The organism is Spirochaetota bacterium (genome assembly GCA_038043445.1).
Lineage (GTDB): Bacteria > Spirochaetota > Brachyspiria > Brachyspirales > JACRPF01 > JBBTBY01.
Map to the genome: position 1 here is coordinate 16548 of JBBTBY010000152.1, position 20872 is coordinate 37419.

A 20872-nucleotide genomic window follows, 5' to 3' on the forward strand; every position below is an offset into this window, starting at 1 on the left:
ATGGCATTGATACCGTTGGAGTTCGTAACCTTAAAGACAAAGCTTTCACCACCGGATGTTGAGAAGCGTCTCAACGAATATACTGAGCCTAGGAAATGGCATTCCGGTTTCCTCACCGCCATCGGCATGCATAAGCCCATTAAGCCGCTCATCGGGAAGATAAAAGGGACAAAATTCACTGTGCTTCCGAACACACGCGACCGAAGCTTTCTGTTCCCTGTTGTAACCGGGGCGGTACACCCGGACGGGCAGGGGAGCGAGGTTCGCATCTTCTCCCGCGTGAACATTTTCGCCTTCATCATCCCCGCGATCATACTATCGCTCGTGTTCCTTACGCCCGCATGGATATGGGTCAAGATAGGCGTGTGTGTGCTCCTGTATCTGCTCATCATCGCCGGGTATAATTCCGAATTCGCCCATGTGCGTGAAACGATGGAGCGGCTGCTTACTGCCGGGACGCGCAACGATGAAGATGAGCGGCCGGGAAAATAGCATGCTGCGTTCGGTCATAACGATATGTACGGCCGCGCTCTTCCTGTCCGCGGTGCTCTTTTCCGAGCAGGATGCGCTTGAGCTCGCGCAGTCCCTTGCCAAAGCCGGAAAATATTTCGAGGCTGCAGCGCTGTTTGAGAAGGCGGCGAAGGAAGAGCCTGACAACGAAGAGATATGGCGAGAGGTCGGGCGGTGTTATCGCCTGTCGGGTGACAACAAGCGAGCGGCTGAGGCGTACGGCAAAGCAGCCCTCATCATCCCCGATGATCCGTACGTGCATATCGATCACGCGCGCTCACTCGATGCTGTGAGCGACAGGATATCCGCGCTTGACGCGTACGGACGCGCGGTGACGGCGTTCACGAAGCTCATCGCGACGGAAACGAATGCTGCGAAAAAGAAAGTGCAGTATAAGGACCTCGGTAACGTCTATTTCGATATGGAGCAGTTCCCAAAAGCGGAAGAGGCGTTCAAAGAGGCGATAAAGGTCGACCCTTCCTATGCGCTCGGGTACAACAATCTCTCAGCGGTATATATGAAGTATAAGAAATATGCCGATGCTATCAGCGCGCTGTCCACGGCGTATGATCTTGACCCGGCCAACACAAAGCCGCTCCTTAATCTCATCCTGGTGTACGCCTATCTCAAGGATGCCGCGAAGAGCGAAGCGTATGCGGCGAAAGCGCTCGCGGCGAAGACGCCGTACCCTCATTTCGTCCATCTCTACCGTGCGATACTCTATGCGAATACCGGCGACAAGGCAGCGTGGATGATGCATCTTGCGGAAGCGTTCAAGGTCGATACGGCGAAACCCCTTCTCGACTATCGCGACGATATCGCGACCGAGCATGGTTTTGATGTGATACGCGCCGACGCCGATTTTGTGAAAATGGTGAAAGGGCGATTCGGCCAGCAGTGAACAGTATTCCCTTCGGACATACAGGCATTTCGGTGACCGCGCTCGGCATGGGCGGCATGCGCTTCGGCAAAGAGATGAGCGAGAAGGACGCCGTCGGTGTCGTTCGCTATGCATGCGACCGCGGGGTTACGTATTTCGACACGGCGCCCGGCTACTGCGACGACAGGAGCGAATCGATATACGGCAAGGCGCTTGAACGGGCGCCATACCGTTCGGCGGTACTTGCGACGAAAGGGTTCAATACGAAATCAGGCGATGAGATAAACGCCGCCATAGAGAATTCGCTGCGGAAGCTCAAACGGGACCATATCGATCTCTACTTTCTTTGGTGCGTCATGAACCCGGAGCAGTATGCGGCGGCAAAAGCCCCCTCTCGTTCGCTCGAGGCGATACTGAAGGCGAAGGAGCGCGGGCTCATCGGGCATATCGGCGTATCAACGCATATGGATTCCGACGGTATTCGGTCCATCGTGGATGACGGCATATTCGAATTCATCATGGGGCCGTACAATGCGATAAATCACCGCCAGCGCGATGACGGCCTTCGCTACGCGCGTGAGCGGGGGATGGCAACGGTGGCGATGAACCCGCTCCACGGCGGCGTCATTGCGCAGTATAAGGACGCGCCCCTTTTCGGCTCATCGGATACGATAGCATCATCGATGCGGTTCTGCCTTTCTTCACCGGCAATAACGGTGACGCTGTCGGGTATGAATTCAAAAGCACAGGTCGATGAGAACATATCATATACGGAGCGGCAGGATGCGGTCCGGGCTTATCTGCGCGAGGACCTTGCGCGCGAATTGTGCACCGCATGCGGATACTGTCTGGAAGAATGCCCGGCGGCGATCAACATCCCGGCATTCATGGATGCGTATAATATATTCCGCATTACCGGTGCGAAGGCTGCGGGTAAGGATAAGCTTGCCTGGCAGAAAAAATTCGGTCTGCTCAGCAACGATGCCAAAGCGGCCGCGGATTGTACCGCCTGCGGCGCTTGCGAACGGAAATGCACGCAGTTCCTGAACATCATCGAGAGAATGAAATGGCTTTCCGGCATGGAGAAGGAGATACTCTCGGAGCAGAAAAAATCGTAGTATTACAGGATACTACAATGTTTTCGCAGGATAGTACTATGTGCGTATGCGGATACTGGCTATACTATGTGGCAACGTCCAAGTTTGTTCAGGAGTAATTATGGTCGATCTAAAACAGATCAATGAGCTTCTGCAGAAGGGGAAGGCTGACGATGTCAAGCGCCTCGTGCAGGAAGCGGTGAACGAGAAGATACCCGCGGAGAAAATTCTCCAGGAAGGGCTCATCTCGGCGATGAAAGCGGTCGGTGAGCGCATGCAGCGCGGAGAGGCGTATGTGCCGGAAGTGCTCATCGCCGCACGCGCAATGAACGCCGGGCTTACCATTCTTGAGCCCGTCCTTGTCGCGCAGGGCATCAAGCCGCGTGGATCGATAGCCATCGGTACGGTCAAGGGCGACCTGCATGATATCGGCAAGAATCTTGTCGCTATGATGTTCAAGGGTGCCGGCTTCAAGGTGATAGACCTTGGCGTCGATGTGTCGGCCGAGAAATATGTTGCGGCGGTCAAGGAACATAACCCCGATGTTGTCGGGCTGTCAGCCCTTCTGACCACCACCATGGTCAATATGGGCCCGATAATAAAGGCGCTTCGCGATGCCGGCTACAAGGGCATTGTCGAGGTCGGCGGCGCCCCGGTCACCGAATCGTTCGCGAAAGAGATAGGCGCGGATGCCTACGGCGACGATGCTGCATCGGCAGTGGACAAAGCGCTTGCAGTGATGAAATAACGACAGCACAATAGCACAAAGGAACGACGGCGTGTCCTCACAGGATGCGCCGTCGTTTTTTATTGCTGCAACACGAGTATTTCTATCGCACGAGTATCATCGGAACAGCTGCTCAAGGTCGCGGAACGATACTGTTTCATTGCTCCGGAGGAATATCCTGCCGTTGTACGGAACGTTCTCAAGCGCGGTGATATTCCACACTACTGAGGGGTCATTGACCGGTACCACTATGCATGCGCGGGGCAGGATGATCTCTTTGCCGTACGCGGTGAACGGGAGATTCTCCTTGAGCATGCCGAGGGGGGATGCGCCATAGAACCGTATTATCGCCCCTGAGGGGTGATAGACGTGGAGCATATCCTTCGGTTCAAGTATCATGGTGATGCGTGTCTTGTCATTGAGTATCTTCTCATACACGAAGCGTTTCGCGATGATCCCCGACAGCGGCGTACCGTCGCGATGGTACGTGACGCGGTTCTTCGCCGCGAGCGTGAACGTGCTCCCTGCGAGCGTGAACGTCGTGTCCTGCGCGGGGAAGCCGCTTTCGATAGCGCCGTTCTCGTAGAATGATACGGAGAAATTCGTCTTCGCGTCGTTGCGAATGAAGGTCGTTCTTTTTCCGCCGGTACCGAGGGTGGTATCCTTCGCGAGGAAGCCGTATCGCACGCCGCCGTTCGTATAGAACCCTATCTCGGTGTTTGCGCTGAACGCTACGGCAGCCCCTGCTATCGTTACGGTGAAATCCTTTGCGCAATACCCCGCTTTCAGCGTTCCGCTCTCATAGAACGTTACCGGTGTATCCGCTTTCAGCACGAAAGCGTTCTTCCCGACCGTCACCGTCGTGTCGCGCTCAAGGTAGCCACGTTCGAAGCGCGCGTTCGGATAGAACGACAGCGTGTAATGCTTTTTATCATCCGCCGGTTTGAACTGCATGCGCAACGCGCCGACAGCGAGAGCGACATCGTTCATGCCTGAGGGATGCCCCTCACGCACCATGCCGTTCTCATGGAATGATAATCGCGATCCCGCGCGGAATGTCACATCATAGGCTCCGATGCTGAGCGTCGTGTCACGGAGAAGCACGCCGCTTGCCGCCCGCTGTGTCGCGTACAGGGATAATGTGCTTCCGCCGGTGAACGGGATGCTGTAGGCTCCCACCGGGATGACGCAGTCGGACGAAAGTGTCCCATCGAAGCCGCTGTTCGTATTCCGTTCGAATTTAGTGCAGCTCACGGACTTGCCGCCGACAAGGATATTCGTCGTCTGGGCGATGGCCAGGGATGTTGCTGCAAGGGCGATGAATAATGCTCGCATAGCGACCTCGTTCCAAGTATTGCAGGGATTGTACCGCATTTCGGGGCTTTCGCAATATGCCATGGCGCACCTATCGATTTGATTTTTTGCCGGTGAAGGTATAGTATCTCAGCCTGACACGGAGTATCGAATGGAAGCACTTCCCAAAGACGTTGTCATGTTCGCGTTAAGCGGCATACTCTTCGCGACCGGGCTTACCGGCGTCATCATACGCAGGAACATCATCCTGGTGTTCATCTCCGTTGAGATAATGCTCAATGCAGCGAACCTTTCATTCCTCGGGTTCGCCTATCGCTACGGCGACATCGTCCCTGCGGGTGCCGCGCTTTTCGTCATCGCGCTCGCCGTTGTCGAGGCGGCGGTGGGGCTTGCGCTCCTCGTGTCGCTCTATCGAGTCCGGGGTACGCTCGCCGTTGACGAGATAAATCTTCTTAAGCGCTGATGCTCCGCCCCATCGTCATCATACTTCTCATTGCGCCGCTCTGTGCGCGGAATATCGTCGTTTTCCAGGCCCAGTCGTACGGGCTGAAACCCGATCAGCGATATATCACCTATGCGTTCAGCGATATCGTGCGCAAGGACCTCATGCTGTTCTCCACGCTCAATGAGAACCCCGACCACGAGACGAATCGGTCCTTCGATGCGGTCAAACGCAATGTCCAGCACCTTGCAGCGAAGTACAATGCCGATGTGCTCGTCAATACGAGCATAAGCCCGTTCCGTGAGGACTTCGTCCTGCGCTATTTCATCTACGACAGGAAGAACCCGTATCAATGGAAGGAAAAGACCCGTTCGTCACGGCAGGAAAAGTTCAATAAGGTGATAACCGGGTTCCTCGAGGAGCTCTACAGCACGGCGCATGCCTCGCGGGAAAACACGATACCGCTCGATCGATTCCTGCCGGAAGAGGCGTATACACCGCACATCGGCTACTACCAGGATATGCCGGTCGTCGCCGAGCGCGATCGGCTGTCATCGCGGTACTATGCGAACATCTCGTTCAGCACGTACAGGAAATTCTATGAATTCTATCAGGAGAATTTCCTGTTCAATCTGGACTACTGTCTCGCGCTCCTTGAGAACGGGGAGCAGAAGACAGCGGAGACGCTCATCGCTTCGATAGCGCGTCCGCTCGGCGAGAAGCATCACTACGTCAAGTGCCTTGAGGCGATACATCACTACTACCGTTATCGCGAGCGGGTAAGCCAGGACGATCTTACCGCAAGCATCGCGAGCATAGCGCAGGCGATACGCGTGCGCAATAATTTCTATACCTATCATTTCTGGCTGTCGAAACTCTATTTTCTTCAGGAAGACTTTCAGAACGCGGAGCTTACGCTCGAAAAAGTGGTCGAGCTCAACCCCTACCACGTCCCGAGCTATCGCGGGCTTATCGCCATTCTCAAGGACAGGGGTGCCACGAACGATAACGATCTTCTCATACGCTACGGCAGCCGCGTCATCGAGGTGGAGCCCGATAATAATGAGATGCATGACCTCGTCACCGGCACCTATGAGCTCATGTCGTCATGGAGCAATGCGTACATCAGTTATGCCCGCTACAATGAATCGATCGCACGCCAGTTGAGGCGGGTGACCTCGGGCGGATTCACCAATGCACGGGCATACAATAATCTATCCATACGAAGCAAGGCCGTGTCGAAAAAAACGGCATATGCGCGGGCGATGTTCCTTCAGACGAAGCGCTGAACACTAGACGGCAAGTTTCTTTTCCAGGCGATGCACCATGTCGCGGAGCGGCAGTACCCCTGCCGGCGGTGTGATCGCACGGCGGACGAATTGCGGGATGCCGATGCGGTTGACGAACGTTCCCTCTGACTCGCCGAGCGCCGTTATCGGGAGCGACACTGCCGCACGGTCGGTTATTGCGTTCGCATGAGCGGAGAAAATGAAAAGTTCGGCCTTCGTTGCGAGAAGGGCCGTCATGATATCATCCATCGCTTCGAGCACCGGGTCGAGCACGATGACGGCGGCGGTGATGTCCGCTCCCAGTCTGTCGATGAGCGTCCGGGCAGGTGTATCCGCACGGCAGCCTGCCTCGGCGGCACCGAGCGAATTCGGGTGTCTGTCCCGGCTTATAAGGAGTTCGTCAAGCAGTTCAGTGCTGCCGGAGAGCTGTTCGTCGGTGATGCGGTGATCGATATCGGTTATCCCCATCGATAAAAAATGGTCTTTTAACGCAGCGTTGTCCTCATTGCTGTACCATGCCGACGCGATGACGGCAATATGCCTGGGCGTATGAGAACTGAGACGCGCATCGAACGCGGCAACAGCGGCATCGAGGGTCGATCCCTTCCCGCCGATACGCGCGGTAAGAAGGCGCCGTGTTCTGTCATTGCCGGACCGATACCCGAAACGCCCGCGGTCGCAGATGATGCTCCCGTTTATCTTTTCGTTCACGCGCGGTGTTATCCGCACGATGCCTTCGCCGATGCGGTTCGGGTCGCTGTGTATATCGATGGCGCATCCGGTAGCGCATGACATGCAGAGAGAGGGCTTCTTGTCCAGATACCACACCCGGCGTTTGAAACGGAAATCCGCTGCGGTAAGCGCGCCGACGGGACAGAGGTCGACCGTGTTCCCCTGATAGTCGTTCTCCCATTCATGGTCGCGGAACGTGTCGAATTCCATTTCGCTTCCGCGGTGAACACGGGCATAGGGCGCGTCCCTGGTGACCGTTTCAAAGAACGATTGACAGCGTCCGCAGTGTATACAGCGGTTCTGGTCGCGAATTATCCGGTCCGATATCTTCTTTTTTTCCGTACGCCGTTTCTTGAACGCAAATCGCGTCTTGCCGGCGCCGTAGGTATAGGCATAGTTCTGCAGCGTGCATTCGCCGGATTTATCGCATACGGGGCAGTCGAGGGGGTGATTGATGAGATACATCTCCATGAGCATGCGGCGGAATGCGCGTACCTTGGCGCTCTTCATGTTGAGCACATGCATGCCCTCGCGCACCGCGGTATTGCAGGCCGGCTGGAGTTTCGGCGTCCATTTTATCGTCTCGCCGGATGCATCCTTGATGGCGCTGCCAAGTTCGACGAGACACATGCGGCAATTGCCCGATACCGGGAGGGTGGGGTGGAAACAGATATGCGGTATATGATGTTTCTTCGTTTCGTTCACGGCGTGCAGCAGATTTTTTTTCTCGTCAACCCTGAGCGTTTCGCCGTCGATGATGATGTCGACCATGGCGGGGATTTTACCATGAAATACGGCGGTGTCAACAAGATATCGGCAAAAAACGCGTCAGTTCGCCCGGGCGCGAACCTCGGAATCCTTGCGCATGGAGCAGAATTCGCCGCACATGGTGCACTCGGCGCTGCTGTCCGGGACATCGGCGCGGTAGCGTTCGCATTTTTCACGGTCCATGGCAAGTTCGAATTGACCGTTCCAGTCAAGCGCTTTGCGCCGCTTAGACATGGCGATATCCCATTCCATGGCGCCCGGTATGCCTTTGGCGATATCGGCTGCATGCGCAGCGATCTTGAACGCGATGACGCCTTCCTTTACATCCTCGAGATCGGGAAGCCGTAAATGCTCGGCGGGCGTTACATAACAGAGAAAATCCGCGCCTGTTTTCGCGGCGATGGCACCTCCGATGGCGCCGGTAATGTGATCGTACCCGGGGGCGACATCGGTGACAAGCGGGCCGAGTACATAAAAGGGAACATTATTACAGAGCTTTTTCTGGAGTATGATGTTCGCTTCGATCTCATGGAGCGGCACGTGCCCGGGGCCTTCTATCATCACCTGCACGCCCTTTGCGAGCGCGCGTTCGGCGAGTTCGCCGAGGACGATGAGCTCGGATATCTGCGTGCGGTCGGTGGCGTCATGGAGCGAGCCGGGCCGCATGCCGTCGCCTAATGATATCGTTACATCGTATTCGTGGAGTATGTCGAGTATCTCATCGTACTGTTCGTAGAGCGGGTTCTCCCTGCCGTTGAGCGTCATCCATTCGAGGAGCAACGCACCGCCGCGCGATACACAGCCGACGATGCGCGTGCTTTTCTCGTACCGTGCGAGCGTCTCGCGATTGATGCCGGAATGTATCGTCATGAAATCGACGCCTTCTTCCGCCTGCCGTGTTATCGTATCGATGAGCTCTTTCGCCGTGAGCGACGAGGGTGCGCGCGCTGCTTTTATCACATCATGCGCCGCCTGATATATCGGCACCGTACCGATGGGGACCGTGCATTCCTTGAGGATGCGCGAGCGGATCCCGGCGAGATCGCCGCCGGTGGAAAGGTCCATGATGGCATCGGCACCGTAGCGTATCGCGACGCGCATCTTCTCCATTTCGAATTCAGGATTGGATGCGAGGCGTGAGGTCCCGATGTTCGCGTTCACCTTCACCGAGAGTCCGCGGCCGACACCGAGGGGCGGGATACTGCGGAGCCTGTTCCTCACGAGCGATATCTCACCCGCACGTATCCGTTCGCAAAGCAGTGTACCATCGATATGCTCTCGTTCAGAGACCGATCGCATTTCCGGCGTTATGATGCCGGCTATCGCGTTCTCTCGCTGCGTCTTATGCATGGACAAGCCTTACGGGTGTTTTTCAACGTGCAATGCACGAAAATTCATTCTTGCCTTTCGGCACGGATGGATTAAATTTGACAGGTAGAGTATAATGATATTCGATAAAAAAGCAATTCTGCGGGACGATGCAGAACACGGGGCTTAAGCCCCGTGCTCTGCATCGTCGTGAGGTGAGCATGAAGTTCAAGCGGCGGCTGAATCAGCGTGTGGCGACCGACATCAATTCGATGATCAATATGACGAATATGATCGATGTCCTTTTCAATCTCGTGCTTTTCCTTCTCGTCAGCACCACGATGCTCAACACGCCGCAGATAAAGATACAACTCCCGAAGTCCGGTGCGCAGGAGAAGGTGAAGAACGAAGGCGTCATCATTACGATAAGCGAGGAAGGCGTCTATCACATCAATCGCGAGCGTGTGTCGCCGTCGGAGCTTTCCGCGAAGTTGCGGCAGCTTGCCGCCGAAAAGGGCGTCGATAATCCGCTCATCGTGCGCGGCGATGAGAAGATACCCTACGGCAGGCTCATGGACGTCATGGACATGGCGAAAGCGGCGGGTTTCGTGAAGCTGAGCCTCGCCACAACGCCGCGAGAGCGGGGCCGATGAGACGGTTCTTCAGTGCCGACAATCTGCCGTTCTCGTTCACCGGGTCGGTGGCCGTACATTTCATCGTGCTCATCCTTATCGTTCTCTTCTATCGGCCCGATGCCGCGATGATGGGGCGGCAGACGAGCATTGTCGTATCCGATGACGTCCGATTCTATGCGAATCCCGATTTCAGGGCGAAAGGGAGCGCCCCGGGTATGTCGCGTCCTGACGGCGGCACCAAGGCCGCTCTGGCCGATGCCGGTGTCACCGGACTGAAAGAAGATAGCGATATCCGCCCCGACGATATCGTCATTGATAATAAAAAGACCGCAGGCGGGGATGCGAAGACCGATACGCGTTCGGCGCTCGAAAAGCTTTCCGATTATCTGAAAGGCACGGACGATGATTCCCTTTTTTCCGGCGGCGAGAAAAAAAGCGGCGGCAACACGGCCGGCGATAACAATGCCGAGGGCGTACAATGGGACGGGAATGCGCGCGGCATGCCGGTCTACAGGGACGATCCGTTATATCCCGCAGCGCTCGCCGGGAGCGGCATAGCAGGCACCGTGCTTGTTGCGGTAAAGGTCGCTCCGGACGGCAGGGTGTTTTCCCCGTCGGTGATAAAGAGTTCCGGGTACAATGAATTCGACAGGAATGCTGTTGCCGCTGCGCGGACATACCGCTTTCGCGCGATAGCCGGGGACCGCATCGATTCGGGGACATTGACGATACGATTTGTGCCGAAGTGAGCCGATGAACACCATTCGTTCCTTCATTGTCAAGCATCCATTGGTCACTCTGGTGCTCGCCATTATCAGCGCGGGGTTCATACTGCAGCTCGCGCTGACCATAGCGCTTGATATCGCCGTCCGCGGCATGCTTGCCTCGGCGTTCAAGGACACGTATCGCATATCAAAGGCATGGGTGACGTTCAGCTGGTGGGGCGGCGTTCGCATCGGGCGGATATCCGTTTCGTCGAAAGAGAAGCCCGCTGAGAAGATCATCACTATCGATGAGCTCATTCTGTCCCCGGATTACCGCGGATATCTCTCTTCGTTCGATATACGCCGTGCGGTCGCTGTCGCTACGGTAATAAGGCCGCGCGTCTATCTGCCGCTGCCGGAAAAAAAGATGGCAGCCGTTCCGTTCTCCGCCATCATCTCGAATGCCGTGCATATGGCCGAAGTGTTCAGCGGACGGACCGTCATCATCCATGATGGCGGCATTTCGTATGTACTGCCGTCAAAGGGCGAGCGGCGATATCTCGGTCTCATCAACGGTATCGATGCGGTGCTTGAGATATCGCGCAAGGAATACTATTGTGCGGTGAACACCCGATTCGGTTCTGCACGCTGCAATATCGCGGCGACCATCGATCCGGCGCTTCTGTTCGCGGACGCCAATATCCTCGTGTATGACAGCGAGGGCATACAGCTCAAATACGGCCTCACCCTTCGGCGTACCAACGGCATCGTGCGCGGCGACATGACCGATCGACGCGATGTGTCGGTAGGCTCGGCGTTCTGGGACAGCGACCGCGGGACGTATGATGTCCGTTTCTCTCACGATCGCCTCAGGCCGACGCTTATCGCAAAAGCGCTCGCGCATGCGTTCCCCGCGTTCTATGACGCGAAGACCACCGGCGTACTGCAGGTGCTCCGCAATGAGGTCGAGGGGCTTTCCCTCCTCGCTGTCGATGCACGGCTGCGCAGGAACGAGATTGGCTCCGATCGATACGTCAGCCTGCGCATGTCCGGGGGCAGCAGCGAAGTTCGGCTTCGTGTGAGCGCGGACGATAACGGGGTGACGGCGGACGCACGTGTACGGTACGGCGGCGGGAGTGCGAATGCACAGGCGCGATTCGCTTTTTCGGGGCCATTCCCGGAACGTGTCGTTTTTTCGTCCTCTTCGTTCCCGCTCGGGGCTTCACGGCTGACCGCTCGTATCAATGCGGAGTCGATCGGATCGGATGCGGGGCAATACCGATACCGTATCGGTATCTATGACATGCGTTTCGGCGATTATTATGGTGCACGCGCCCAATTCGTCGCCGGATACGAGACGAGTTCGAAGACCATGTCTTTCTTGAGCACGCATGAAGGGTTCCGCGTTGCCGGGTCGATATGCTCGGACCCGGCAGCAGCAGCGGTCGCCGATATCTCTGTCGCCAAGCTGCCCTTATCCCTTTTTACCGCGTTCAGCGGACTGGGCGCGCTCGGGGGCTCCGCCCTCGTCGATCTCGGCTATACCGCGGTCCGCATCAAGGGGAAGGAAGTGCATCGCCTGACATCATCGGTGAGCGAGGGGTTCACCGGCAGGAAGATCGCCGGGCTCGAGGGGGGTATGGATGATGCTCGTATCGAATGTCGCGATCTTTTTGTGCATACCGGACTGGGCACGGTGCGCTTTTCCGGCATGATAGACGGAACGACGGGTGATGCGTTCTCCATCAACGGGAGCTTGAAGACCCCCGCGGGCATCTATCCCATCGGAGGGAGTATTGCCGGGAAGGAACGGCGTACTATCGCGATAGGCTCGAAGGACGGGAATATTTCCGTGAACGGGTTCGCCGGCATGGACGGCGTACGCATCATGGTGCGTACCGGACTTCTGCCGATTCATCAGCGAATATCGGCCGGGATACGACTTCTCATCGATACCGCGGCGACGAACGGCATAGTATCCGGTTCGCTCACCATGCGCGAGCGGTCAGCAACGCCGATATCCGCAGGGGCGTCGTTCCGGCTCATGAAAGAGCTCGTACTCGATACGCTGTACTATGAATGGGGAGGGCTGCGCCTGACGGGGAGCGGCACGGTCGGCATGAGGGATGATGTGCTTCACGCAGAAGCGGCTTTGTTCACCCCGGCATCCAACGGCACGGCCATGATCGATCTTGATGTGAACGGGGAGCGCATCAACAGCGAGATAAAGATCGATAATATCTCGTCGGCCCATTTCGTCCATGTCCCGAACGTGATGGGGGATATCGCGGCGCGTATCGAAGTGGGCGGGACGTTTTCCGATCCGTACATAACGCTCAGGAAATTTTCCCTCCTGCGTACCGATATTTTCGGCGACCGTTACGACATCACCTGTCGGGGTACCGTGAGGAACGGCGAAGTCGCGCTCTTCGACGGCGTTATGAAAAAGACCGGTGCGCGCGGGTATCCGGTCACCGACGAGCAGCTCATCTATCTCCGCCGGATATTCCTGTCGCCCGATCAGACCGATATTCAGGTCGAATGCCGCAATTTCGATTATCTGAGCGTATTCGACGGCGCGCTTGCGATACGGTCCGTACGCCGCGGGAAGACGCGCTATGTATCGGCGTCAACGGCGAATTTCCTTGTTAATAAAAAGGCCATACCGCCGTTCTCTTTTGTCATGGACGATCGCGATGGTGTGGCGATATTCTCCTCGCAGACGGGGCATGGCCTGCGCGGGACGCTCACGAGGGGCGACCGGGGACGGCGGACGGATGTCCGGCTCGGTTATTTCCTCGACAATAACGAGCAGATATCGGCAAAGGGTTTTGTGCAGGACGGTATCGCGCGGATAGCAGTAACCTCGAGCACGATGACGGCGGCGCCGCTTGCGCTGCTCAGTCATTTCCTTTTTGTCAGGCTTGACGGCGAGGCGTACCTGTTCGAGAAGAACGGGAAGAAATATACGCTCTATCTCGATGCGACCGGCCCGCTCGGCGACCTCTCGTTCTCCGGGCGCTTCCGGAGCCGAGCCCAGGTGAGGCTGAACCTGTTCCAGAACGAGTTCCGCGACTGTGTTCTCGATCTCGGCTTTGAGAACAAGCGTATCGTCGCGAATGAATGCTCTTTCCGCGACGGTGCCGCGGCGGTCACGGTCAACGGCTCCGTTTCCATTGCGCGGAACATGATCGATCAGCTTGCGTTCCGTGTGATAAGCTCATCGAACACCATGCTCACCGCCTCCGCGGACCTCGGTTTCCTCAGGCTCGACGGTCCGGCAGCGTTCCATCTTGATTTTTCAGAAAGTTTCCTGTTCCCGCGGATCACGGGTGCGGTGCAGACGAGGAACAGCGATATCATGTTCATCGGCGGCGGGAACTCGGCATATCGCCCCCGCTTCGGCGAGTTCTTTATCAATGCCGCATGGAACCTTGCGATAGCTGCAGGGAACAGCGTTCATTTCTACAATGCGATCGTCGGGGATTCGTATATCAAGGACGGCTCGAGCATGCGCATACTCGGGCGCGCGTCGGACCAGACGCTTGCGCTCCGCGGGAGTATCGCCGCGCATCACGGAACGGCGTACTATCTCAACAACGCGTATCAGCTTGAGAACCTCACGGTGACTTTTCCGGAGCTTGCGAGCTTCGATCCCATCATCGAGGGACGCGGGAAAACAAGGAAAAAGTTCCGTGTCGGCAGCGAAACACTCGATGTGACGCTCTATCTCGAGGTGTCGGGGCGCTTTTCCGAGATCATGAAGAACCCCATGTACGCCACGAGCGTTCCCGCGCGTTTCTATACCGTGCCTGCTGTCAAGGACGAGTACGTGCGCGAACTGGTGGGGCTCCCCGCCGCCCGGGAAGAGCGCACTCCCGGGAGTGCGGAGGACGAGATGCAGCGTACGCTCGCGAGCGTGCTCCCCGCGGACATGATCATGCGCGACAGCGTGCTCCGCCCGCTCGAGCGCAATGTGCGGCGTTTCACCGGTCTTGATTATTTCGGCATCGAGACAGGCGCGTTCAGCCGCCTTTCCATGTCGCTCCTGACGAATACGCTCTCGGGCGTGCTCGATAACCCCGGGTATTTCCTGCAGGACACGCGGGTATCGTTCGGGAAGTATCTGCCGTTCAATCAGATCGCGAATTTCCTTCCTGAGATCTATCTGAAATACAATTTGACGATCATCGGGAATCTTGGTTTATGGGAACATGAGCGGGTGCTTCAGCATGAGCTGGCCGTGGAACTGGACTTGGCACAGTTCTCCGACCTTGCAAATTTTATCTTTGAATATACAATTGACCCGTCAAGCGTGACCAATATCGAACAAAAAATAAGCGTTAGTACGAGATGGAGATTTTAAAACACTGTGGCCCGCGTGTGCGCGCCGTCTGTATTCTGGCGTCAGCCGCGGTACTCGCGCTTTACGCCGGACAGTCGGATTTCGCATCGCTGAAAGATGCCCCGCTGCCCGCTGCCTATCAGGGCCTTGTCATCTACGATATTCTCGTTAAAGGCAATGTCAATCAGGATATCGGCCGCATCCGCGGTCTCATGGCATCAGCCCCCGGCAGAAAACTCGTGCTTTCCGAGATCAATGAGGACTTGAAGACGCTTTTCTCGACCGGCCTTTTCGATAACATTTCCATTGATGCGGCGAATGTCGGCGGGAAGGTGCTCCTTACCGTCATCGTCGATGAACGGCCGGTGGTGCGCCGCATCGAATATATCGGCAATGAAAAAAAGACGATCGAGCAGCTCAATGACACGGTGGAGCCGTATCTCAAACCGGGCGAGGTGTTCAGCCGCAGACGCCTTGATGACGCTGCCGATGCCATAACCTCGCTCTACCGCGATGACGGTTTCCTCGCCGCGTTCGTCCGTTCCGAGATGAACGCCGATGAGGCAAATGAATCGGTCGATGTGGTGTTCCGTGTCGAAGAGGGAAAGGATATACGGGTGCGGCAGGTCCGCTTCCATGGGAACAGGGAGATAGCCGAGGGCGATCTGAAGTCGGTGATGGATACGAAGGAGGATGTGTTCTTCGGCATCATCAATGAAGGAAAGTTCAAGCAGGCCGCGTTCGAGCTTGACAAAGAGAAGATAGTGACATTCTACAAGATACGCGGTTTTTACAAGGCGCGCATACGCAACGTGAAGATCGATTATCGGTGGCGCAATCCGCAGGAAAAGACCGCGAAGGACATGTTCATCGATATCGACGTTGCTGAGGGTGAAAAATACTTCTTCGGCGATATTTCCGTCAAGGGCAATAAGCTTCTAACCACACAGTCCATCTACGACGATTTCAAGGCGAAAAAGAGCGATGTCTACAATTACGAGATTGCCGCCACCGATCAGCAGATGCTCATGATGAAATACCGCGAGCGTGGCTATATTTTCAGTATCGTGCGCCCGGTGACCGATGTCGACGATGAGAAGCATATCGTGAACATCATGTACGATATTTACGAAGGGGATAAGGCGCATATCGAGAACATCGTCGTCAAGGGCAATGCCAAGACGAAAGAGCATGTCATACGCCGCTTTATCGAAGTGAAAGAGGGCGAGATATTCAATGCGTTGAAGATACAGACGAGCCGCGAGAAGATATTCAATACGCAGTTCTTCAAGGATGTGAAACTGGACGCGCGCCCCGGCACCACGGAAGGCCTCATGAACCTTGTCTTCGATGTGGAGGAGGGGCAGACAGGCATGCTCTCCGGCGGCGGCAGTTACGGCACCGCCTCGGGACTCGGTCTGAATTTCGAGATACGCGAGATCAATTTCTTCGGCAGCGGACAGACCCTGAGCACGAAACTCGATATCAGCCAGTATACCAAGCGCATCGCGGTGAGTTTCATTGAGCCGTACGTGTTCAACCTGCCGTTCTATTTCGGCTCCGAATTGTCGTACAATGACTATGAGACGCAGGTCACCGACGTTACGAATTTCGGGGATGGAAAATATCCGAAGTACGGTACGCGAAGCATAGACCTCGGGTTGACGCTCGGTTTCTATTTCTGGGATTACTTCCGCGCACTGTTCTCCGTACGCCCGTCGTTCTTCAGTTATTACCAGATGGTCGGTGAGCCGATGTATGCTGCAACGAACGGCCCGCAGTATGTTCCGGTGTTCTATAGGATGTCCAATGAGATGAAACGCTACCTCTATGGCGGCGGAACGAATTATTCGGTATCTACCATCGGCTGGGAGTCGCCGATGCTGTTCAATGTAACGCTCACGCTCAATCTCACACGCGACAGCCGCAATAATATCATAAACCCCACGCGCGGATGGTCGGCAGGTATAAACGCCGATATGATATTCGGCGATACCATGCTTTCAAAGGTCGTCATGAACGGCTCGCTCGTCGTGCCGGTCAACATCGGTTCGTTCAGTTCCGCGCTTGTGTTCTTCGGCGAGTACGGCACATTGCTTGACAGCCCGTTCAGCGGCAGCATGTCGAATATGGAAAATTATCTGTTTTATATAAATCTCCTCGAAGATGTACGCGGGTGGGATGCGGGGAGCTATGTGAATTTCAAAAGCTATCATGCGCTTCCCATTTATACCTATGCCAGTTCCGGGCAGCAGTACGCGCTCGGGAAAAGCCGCCTGCGGCTCTCCATGGAATATCGCGTACCGGTGGTGCCGAACATGCTCGGTGCCGTCGCCTTCCTCGATGCCGGACAGACCTGGTACAGCGCGGGGCCCTATCACCCCGAGTTCTATTTCGGTGATTTCGACAACAGCCTGCTTAATGCGAAGCATTATATCTATTCCACCGGCATCGGTCTGCGTGTGCTCATGCCCATGCTCCCGATACGGCTCTATCTTGCGAAACGTTTTGTCATGACGAGCATCGGCCCCAGGGATTTCGCGGGCGAGACCGGCGAATCGTTTTTCGGCAAGGTAGGAAGTTTCCTTAACTGGCCTTTCCTCGGTAAGGGTTGGGAATTCGTTCTCAGTATGAGCCAGACATTCTGATCGTCAAGTGTTTCGTTAAAGGTCTTTTTTGTCCTTCAGGAGCGATTTCTCTTCGCTCGAATCCTTATCGCGCTTCTGTCTGAGCTTCGTATCGACATCGGTCTCGACATCGAGGTCGCGTGTCTTCTTTATTTCATTCGCTTTCACGTCGGTGCCTTCGATGGTGACCGCGGCTTTGCCTGTGGTCTCACCTGCGCCGATGTCGCCGGAAAGCACAAGCTCTATCTTTTTTAGATTTCCCGCCATGTCGCCGACGTTCTTTATCGAAGCGATGTCCTTGATATTGAGTATCTCCTTCACTTCACCGAAAGAATCCTTGTTAATGCTGACCACTTCGAGCTTTTTATTGGGCGCGGTAGTGAGCTCTTTCAGTTCAGGGATGCTCACTTCATTCCCGCCGCTTTTCACGGCCACCTCGCCGGTGAGCACCGCTATCTTCGTTGTGCCGGGAGAAGCCGATATGCTGAACGACGTGCCGCGAACGGCCGCTACCGCGCTCGGTGTTTCGACCGTGACCGCATCGGCGCCGTTCATGAGCTTTTTGACGCCGAAGAGCATATTGCCTTTGGAGAGGTTCATCTTCATTTTACCGGAGCGGTTCACCATGTCGTTTATCCGAACGCTCGTATTCTCCTTGAGAGTAAAGACGCCGAAATCCTCGACCTTTATCGTTATCTCGCTCTTTGCGCCGGTCACGATGAGGTCATTGACCAGGATGGGGTCACCGGACTCCACCGATTTTGCGATCGATCTGCCGGAGTAGACCATGACCTTGCCGTTCACGCTCGTAGCGACCGCTATCTTGGAGAGATCTACGGCACCATATGAAAGCGTATACAGAAGAATACACGGTAAAACCATTCGAAGGGCTATCATAACAGGCTCCTGGATGTCATCATCAATTCTTACATTTGATATAACATACAGGCTCAGGAATCGTGAACAGATGAAAATGTCTAATGTTTTGACATAGATTCTTCCCGGATACGCAGCGTCGCGAGCGGGGGGATGACTGCAGGGAATGACAGGAGCTCCATGATCGAAAAATCACGATGTACCTCGATTATCCTGGCTTTCCCGACCAATTGCCAGGATAGCTCGCCGGGGATGAGGTTCGTGATGAGTATGTGCTTTACATTCGTCTGCCCGTCCGGAAGGGCGAAGGGTGTTTCATCACGGATGCTGACGATGTCGAAACGCTGTCCGACCACGATGCTGTGCCGTTCGCCGAGCGAGCAGTATGCCGTCCCTCTCTCTATCTTGATGATGCGCCCATCGAGCGGCGGGTATTGGAGCGCTGCGATCGCGTCCGCTATCGCTTCATCGATACAATCGGTAAGCACGGTACCTGCCGGGCTCTTGAGGAACGCGATGTCTTCCGGGCGAAGTACCGGGCAGTCGCCGTCGAGCGTACGCTCAAGCCGTTTCGTGCCCTGGTGGACGGTCCTTCCGCTCGATGCCTCGACAACACGCACGGCTATCTCGGCACTCACCTGACAGGTCGATCGCTTATCGAACGCTCGTTCGCCCGCTTTGAACGATCGCATCTCGGCGTTGATGAGATAATCCACCCCGAACACCGTGCCGCATATCTGTCCGGCCTGTCTGCTCTTGAGCGATACGCCCTGTTCGGCGATATATGCCTTTATCCGTTCGCGCTCCGGCACCGTGAACCGCTGGCTTCGCACGAAGGCGTCCGAGAGTATGAAGGTGAATGCTTCGGCTGCCGCTGCTTTCCCGCGGTATTCGACCGGAAGGATGAACAGCGAGAGTGCATGCGCCTCAAAAGCGAGCGCGAAAAGCATCGGCAGGAGAGGGCGATAGGACCGTTCCATGATCATGGCAGCATAGTACTCTGGCTATCCTTTCTGTCAAGCCGGCACTGCCGGTGCAAGCGGCGGGACCGCTCTCCCGGCGCACCGCCTATTGATTTTGCCGTCCGCTCTGGTATACTTTTCCGCCACGATGGAAAAGATAGTTGTTGAGACAAAAATCCTCTCGCTTCCCGGCGACCACGTATTCACGCTCGATTCGGGGAAGTCGCTTCGCGGCATGAAGATCGCTTATGAGACGTACGGGACATTGTCGGCGGCAAAAGATAATGCCATACTGATCTGTCACGCCCTTTCCGGCGATGCCCACGCGGCATTCTACGGTTCGCCTGACGACAAGAAACCCGGCTGGTGGGATGTGATGATCGGCCCCGGCAAGCCGTTCGATACGGACAAGTACTTCATCATATCGTCAAACGTCATCGGCGGCTGCAAGGGCTCCACGGGCCCGGCAAGCATCAATCCCGAGACGAATCGCCCGTATGGCATGACATTCCCGTTCATCACGATACACGACATGGTCCGTGCGCAATCCGTGCTCATCGATCATCTCGATATCGATACGCTCTTTGCGGTGGCCGGCGGCTCCATGGGCGGCATGCAGGCGATGGCGTGGGCGAAAATTTTCCCCGCGCGCGTAAAGCTCTGCATCCCGATAGCCACCGCGCTCTATCAAAGTGCGCAGAACATCGCTCTCCATGAGGTCGGACGCAAATCGATAATGAGCGATCCGAATTTCAACGGCGGCGACTACTACGGGCATGAACACCCCAAGGCGGGGCTGTCCATCGCGCGTATGGTGGGTCATATCTCCTATCTCTCCGACGATGCCATGCAGAAGAAATTCGGCAGGCGTCTGCAGAATATGGAACGCTATGCTTTCGACATCACCGATGAATTCCAGGTTGAGAGCTATCTCGACTATCAGGGCGAAAGCTTTATCCGCCGCTTTGATGCGAATTCGTACGTCTTTATCACCCGCGCCATCGATTATTTCGATATGGGGTTTGAAACGTCGCCCGCCGGCGTTTTTGCCGATGTCACCGCGCGATTCCTTGTCCTCTCATACAGTTCCGATTGGCTGTATCCGCCGTATCAATGCGAAGAGATAGTCTCAGCGTGCAAGGCGAATGCGATACCGGTGACCTATGTGAAGGTGGAAACTGATGCGGGGCATGACGGATTCCTCATCAAGAACGATATGCATGAATCGGTGGTGCGCTCGTTCCTGGATTCCGCATACCGTGCAGAAGTCCCGGTGCGGAGCACATCGGCTGATGAGCGTCTCGATTTTCAATTCATTCTCGATGAAGTGCCGGAAGGCAGCCGCATCCTCGACCTCGGTTCGGGCGATGGGACGCTGCTCGCAAGGCTTGCGCGTTCGAAGCGATGTACCGTGCAGGGCGTTGAGATCGATCGGGCGAATTTCCTCGCCTGCGTTGATAATGGCGTCGCCGTCATGCAGCGAGACCTCAACGATGTGCTCTCCGATTACCCGGAGAACGCGTTCGATTATGTGATATTCAATCTCACGATACAGATGACCAAGCACGCGGTGCGCGCGCTCGACGAGGCGCATCGTATCCGCCGCCGCGTCATCGCGAGCTACCCCAAATTCGGCTACTACGCGAATCTCCTTTC

16 protein-coding genes are annotated in these 20872 nt (G+C 56.0%); 11 read left to right on the plus strand and 5 right to left on the minus strand.

Translation table 11 applies throughout. The features are described from left to right. The 4 genes from AABZ39_19255 (at nt 1) to AABZ39_19270 (ending at nt 3235) form a co-directional block, all read left to right on the plus strand. The gene (locus AABZ39_19255) at nt 1-492 is read left to right on the plus strand and encodes a hypothetical protein (GenBank protein MEK6796920.1); all 492 of its coding nucleotides are present in this window, start codon (nt 1-3) and stop codon (nt 490-492) included. Between the two features lies 1 nt (nt 493). After that, nucleotides 494-1411: a tetratricopeptide repeat protein gene (locus tag AABZ39_19260; protein ID MEK6796921.1), complete on the plus strand. Its 918-nt coding sequence runs from the start codon at nt 494-496 to the stop codon at nt 1409-1411. After that, on the plus strand, nt 1408-2508 hold the full coding sequence (locus AABZ39_19265) for an aldo/keto reductase (protein ID MEK6796922.1): 1101 nt from the start codon (nt 1408-1410) through the stop codon (nt 2506-2508). Before AABZ39_19260 ends, AABZ39_19265 begins: the two co-directional genes overlap by 4 nt. A 100-nt stretch (nt 2509-2608) precedes the next feature. Then, nucleotides 2609-3235, plus strand: a complete 627-nt coding sequence (locus tag AABZ39_19270) for a corrinoid protein (GenBank protein ID MEK6796923.1) — start codon at nt 2609-2611, stop codon at nt 3233-3235. A gap of 96 nt (nt 3236-3331) precedes the next feature. Here AABZ39_19270 and AABZ39_19275 read toward each other — a convergent pair whose 3' ends face one another. After that, nucleotides 3332-4549 carry a hypothetical protein gene (locus tag AABZ39_19275; protein MEK6796924.1) on the minus strand — a complete coding sequence of 406 codons (1218 nt, stop codon included), beginning with the start codon at nt 4547-4549 and terminating at the stop codon, nt 3332-3334. Nucleotides 4550-4679: 130 nt separating this feature from the next. On the opposite strand from AABZ39_19275, the gene nuoK reads away from it, so the two are divergent. Both nuoK and AABZ39_19285 read left to right on the plus strand, forming a co-directional pair. Beyond that, nucleotides 4680-4991 carry an NADH-quinone oxidoreductase subunit NuoK gene (nuoK, locus tag AABZ39_19280; GenBank protein ID MEK6796925.1) on the plus strand — a complete coding sequence of 104 codons (312 nt, stop codon included), beginning with the start codon at nt 4680-4682 and terminating at the stop codon, nt 4989-4991. Then, complete coding sequence (locus AABZ39_19285; GenBank protein ID MEK6796926.1) at nt 4991-6259, plus strand: hypothetical protein; 1269 nt, start codon at nt 4991-4993, stop codon at nt 6257-6259. Before nuoK ends, AABZ39_19285 begins: the two co-directional genes overlap by 1 nt. Before the next feature lie 3 nt (nt 6260-6262). Here AABZ39_19285 and AABZ39_19290 read toward each other — a convergent pair whose 3' ends face one another. Both AABZ39_19290 and thiC read right to left on the minus strand, forming a co-directional pair. Further along, complete coding sequence (locus tag AABZ39_19290; GenBank protein MEK6796927.1) at nt 6263-7762, minus strand: 2Fe-2S iron-sulfur cluster-binding protein; 1500 nt, start codon at nt 7760-7762, stop codon at nt 6263-6265. 57 nt (nt 7763-7819) lie between these two features. Further along, a complete protein-coding gene (gene thiC / locus AABZ39_19295; protein ID MEK6796928.1) occupies nt 7820-9109 on the minus strand; it encodes a phosphomethylpyrimidine synthase ThiC in 1290 nt (429 codons plus the stop codon). A gap of 179 nt (nt 9110-9288) precedes the next feature. Here thiC and AABZ39_19300 point away from each other — a divergent pair, with 179 nt between their 5' ends. Genes AABZ39_19300 through bamA form a run of 4 tightly spaced genes read left to right on the plus strand, consistent with a single transcriptional unit; the run spans nt 9289 to nt 17399 of the window. Further along, nucleotides 9289-9720, plus strand: a complete 432-nt coding sequence (locus AABZ39_19300; GenBank protein MEK6796929.1) for a biopolymer transporter ExbD — start codon at nt 9289-9291, stop codon at nt 9718-9720. Continuing rightward, complete coding sequence (locus tag AABZ39_19305; protein MEK6796930.1) at nt 9717-10451, plus strand: energy transducer TonB; 735 nt, start codon at nt 9717-9719, stop codon at nt 10449-10451. The genes AABZ39_19300 and AABZ39_19305 overlap by 4 nt, the downstream gene beginning before the upstream one ends. Before the next feature lie 4 nt (nt 10452-10455). After that, nucleotides 10456-14772: a hypothetical protein gene (locus AABZ39_19310; GenBank protein MEK6796931.1), complete on the plus strand. Its 4317-nt coding sequence runs from the start codon at nt 10456-10458 to the stop codon at nt 14770-14772. 17 nt (nt 14773-14789) lie between these two features. After that, entirely contained in the window at nt 14790-17399 is a 2610-nt protein-coding gene (gene bamA, locus AABZ39_19315; protein ID MEK6796932.1) for an outer membrane protein assembly factor BamA, read from the plus strand. Nucleotides 17400-17414: 15 nt separating this feature from the next. Here the strand turns inward: bamA and AABZ39_19320 are convergent, their stop codons facing one another. Both AABZ39_19320 and AABZ39_19325 read right to left on the minus strand, forming a co-directional pair. Next, nucleotides 17415-18275 (minus strand): FecR domain-containing protein, encoded by an 861-nt coding sequence (locus tag AABZ39_19320; protein ID MEK6796933.1) that lies wholly within the window; start codon nt 18273-18275, stop codon nt 17415-17417. 80 nt (nt 18276-18355) lie between these two features. After that, nucleotides 18356-19234 carry a hypothetical protein gene (locus tag AABZ39_19325; protein ID MEK6796934.1) on the minus strand — a complete coding sequence of 293 codons (879 nt, stop codon included), beginning with the start codon at nt 19232-19234 and terminating at the stop codon, nt 18356-18358. Nucleotides 19235-19364: 130 nt separating this feature from the next. On the opposite strand from AABZ39_19325, the gene AABZ39_19330 reads away from it, so the two are divergent. Continuing rightward, nucleotides 19365-20872 (plus strand): homoserine O-acetyltransferase (locus tag AABZ39_19330; protein MEK6796935.1); only part of this gene is annotated, 1508 nt, incomplete at its 3' end.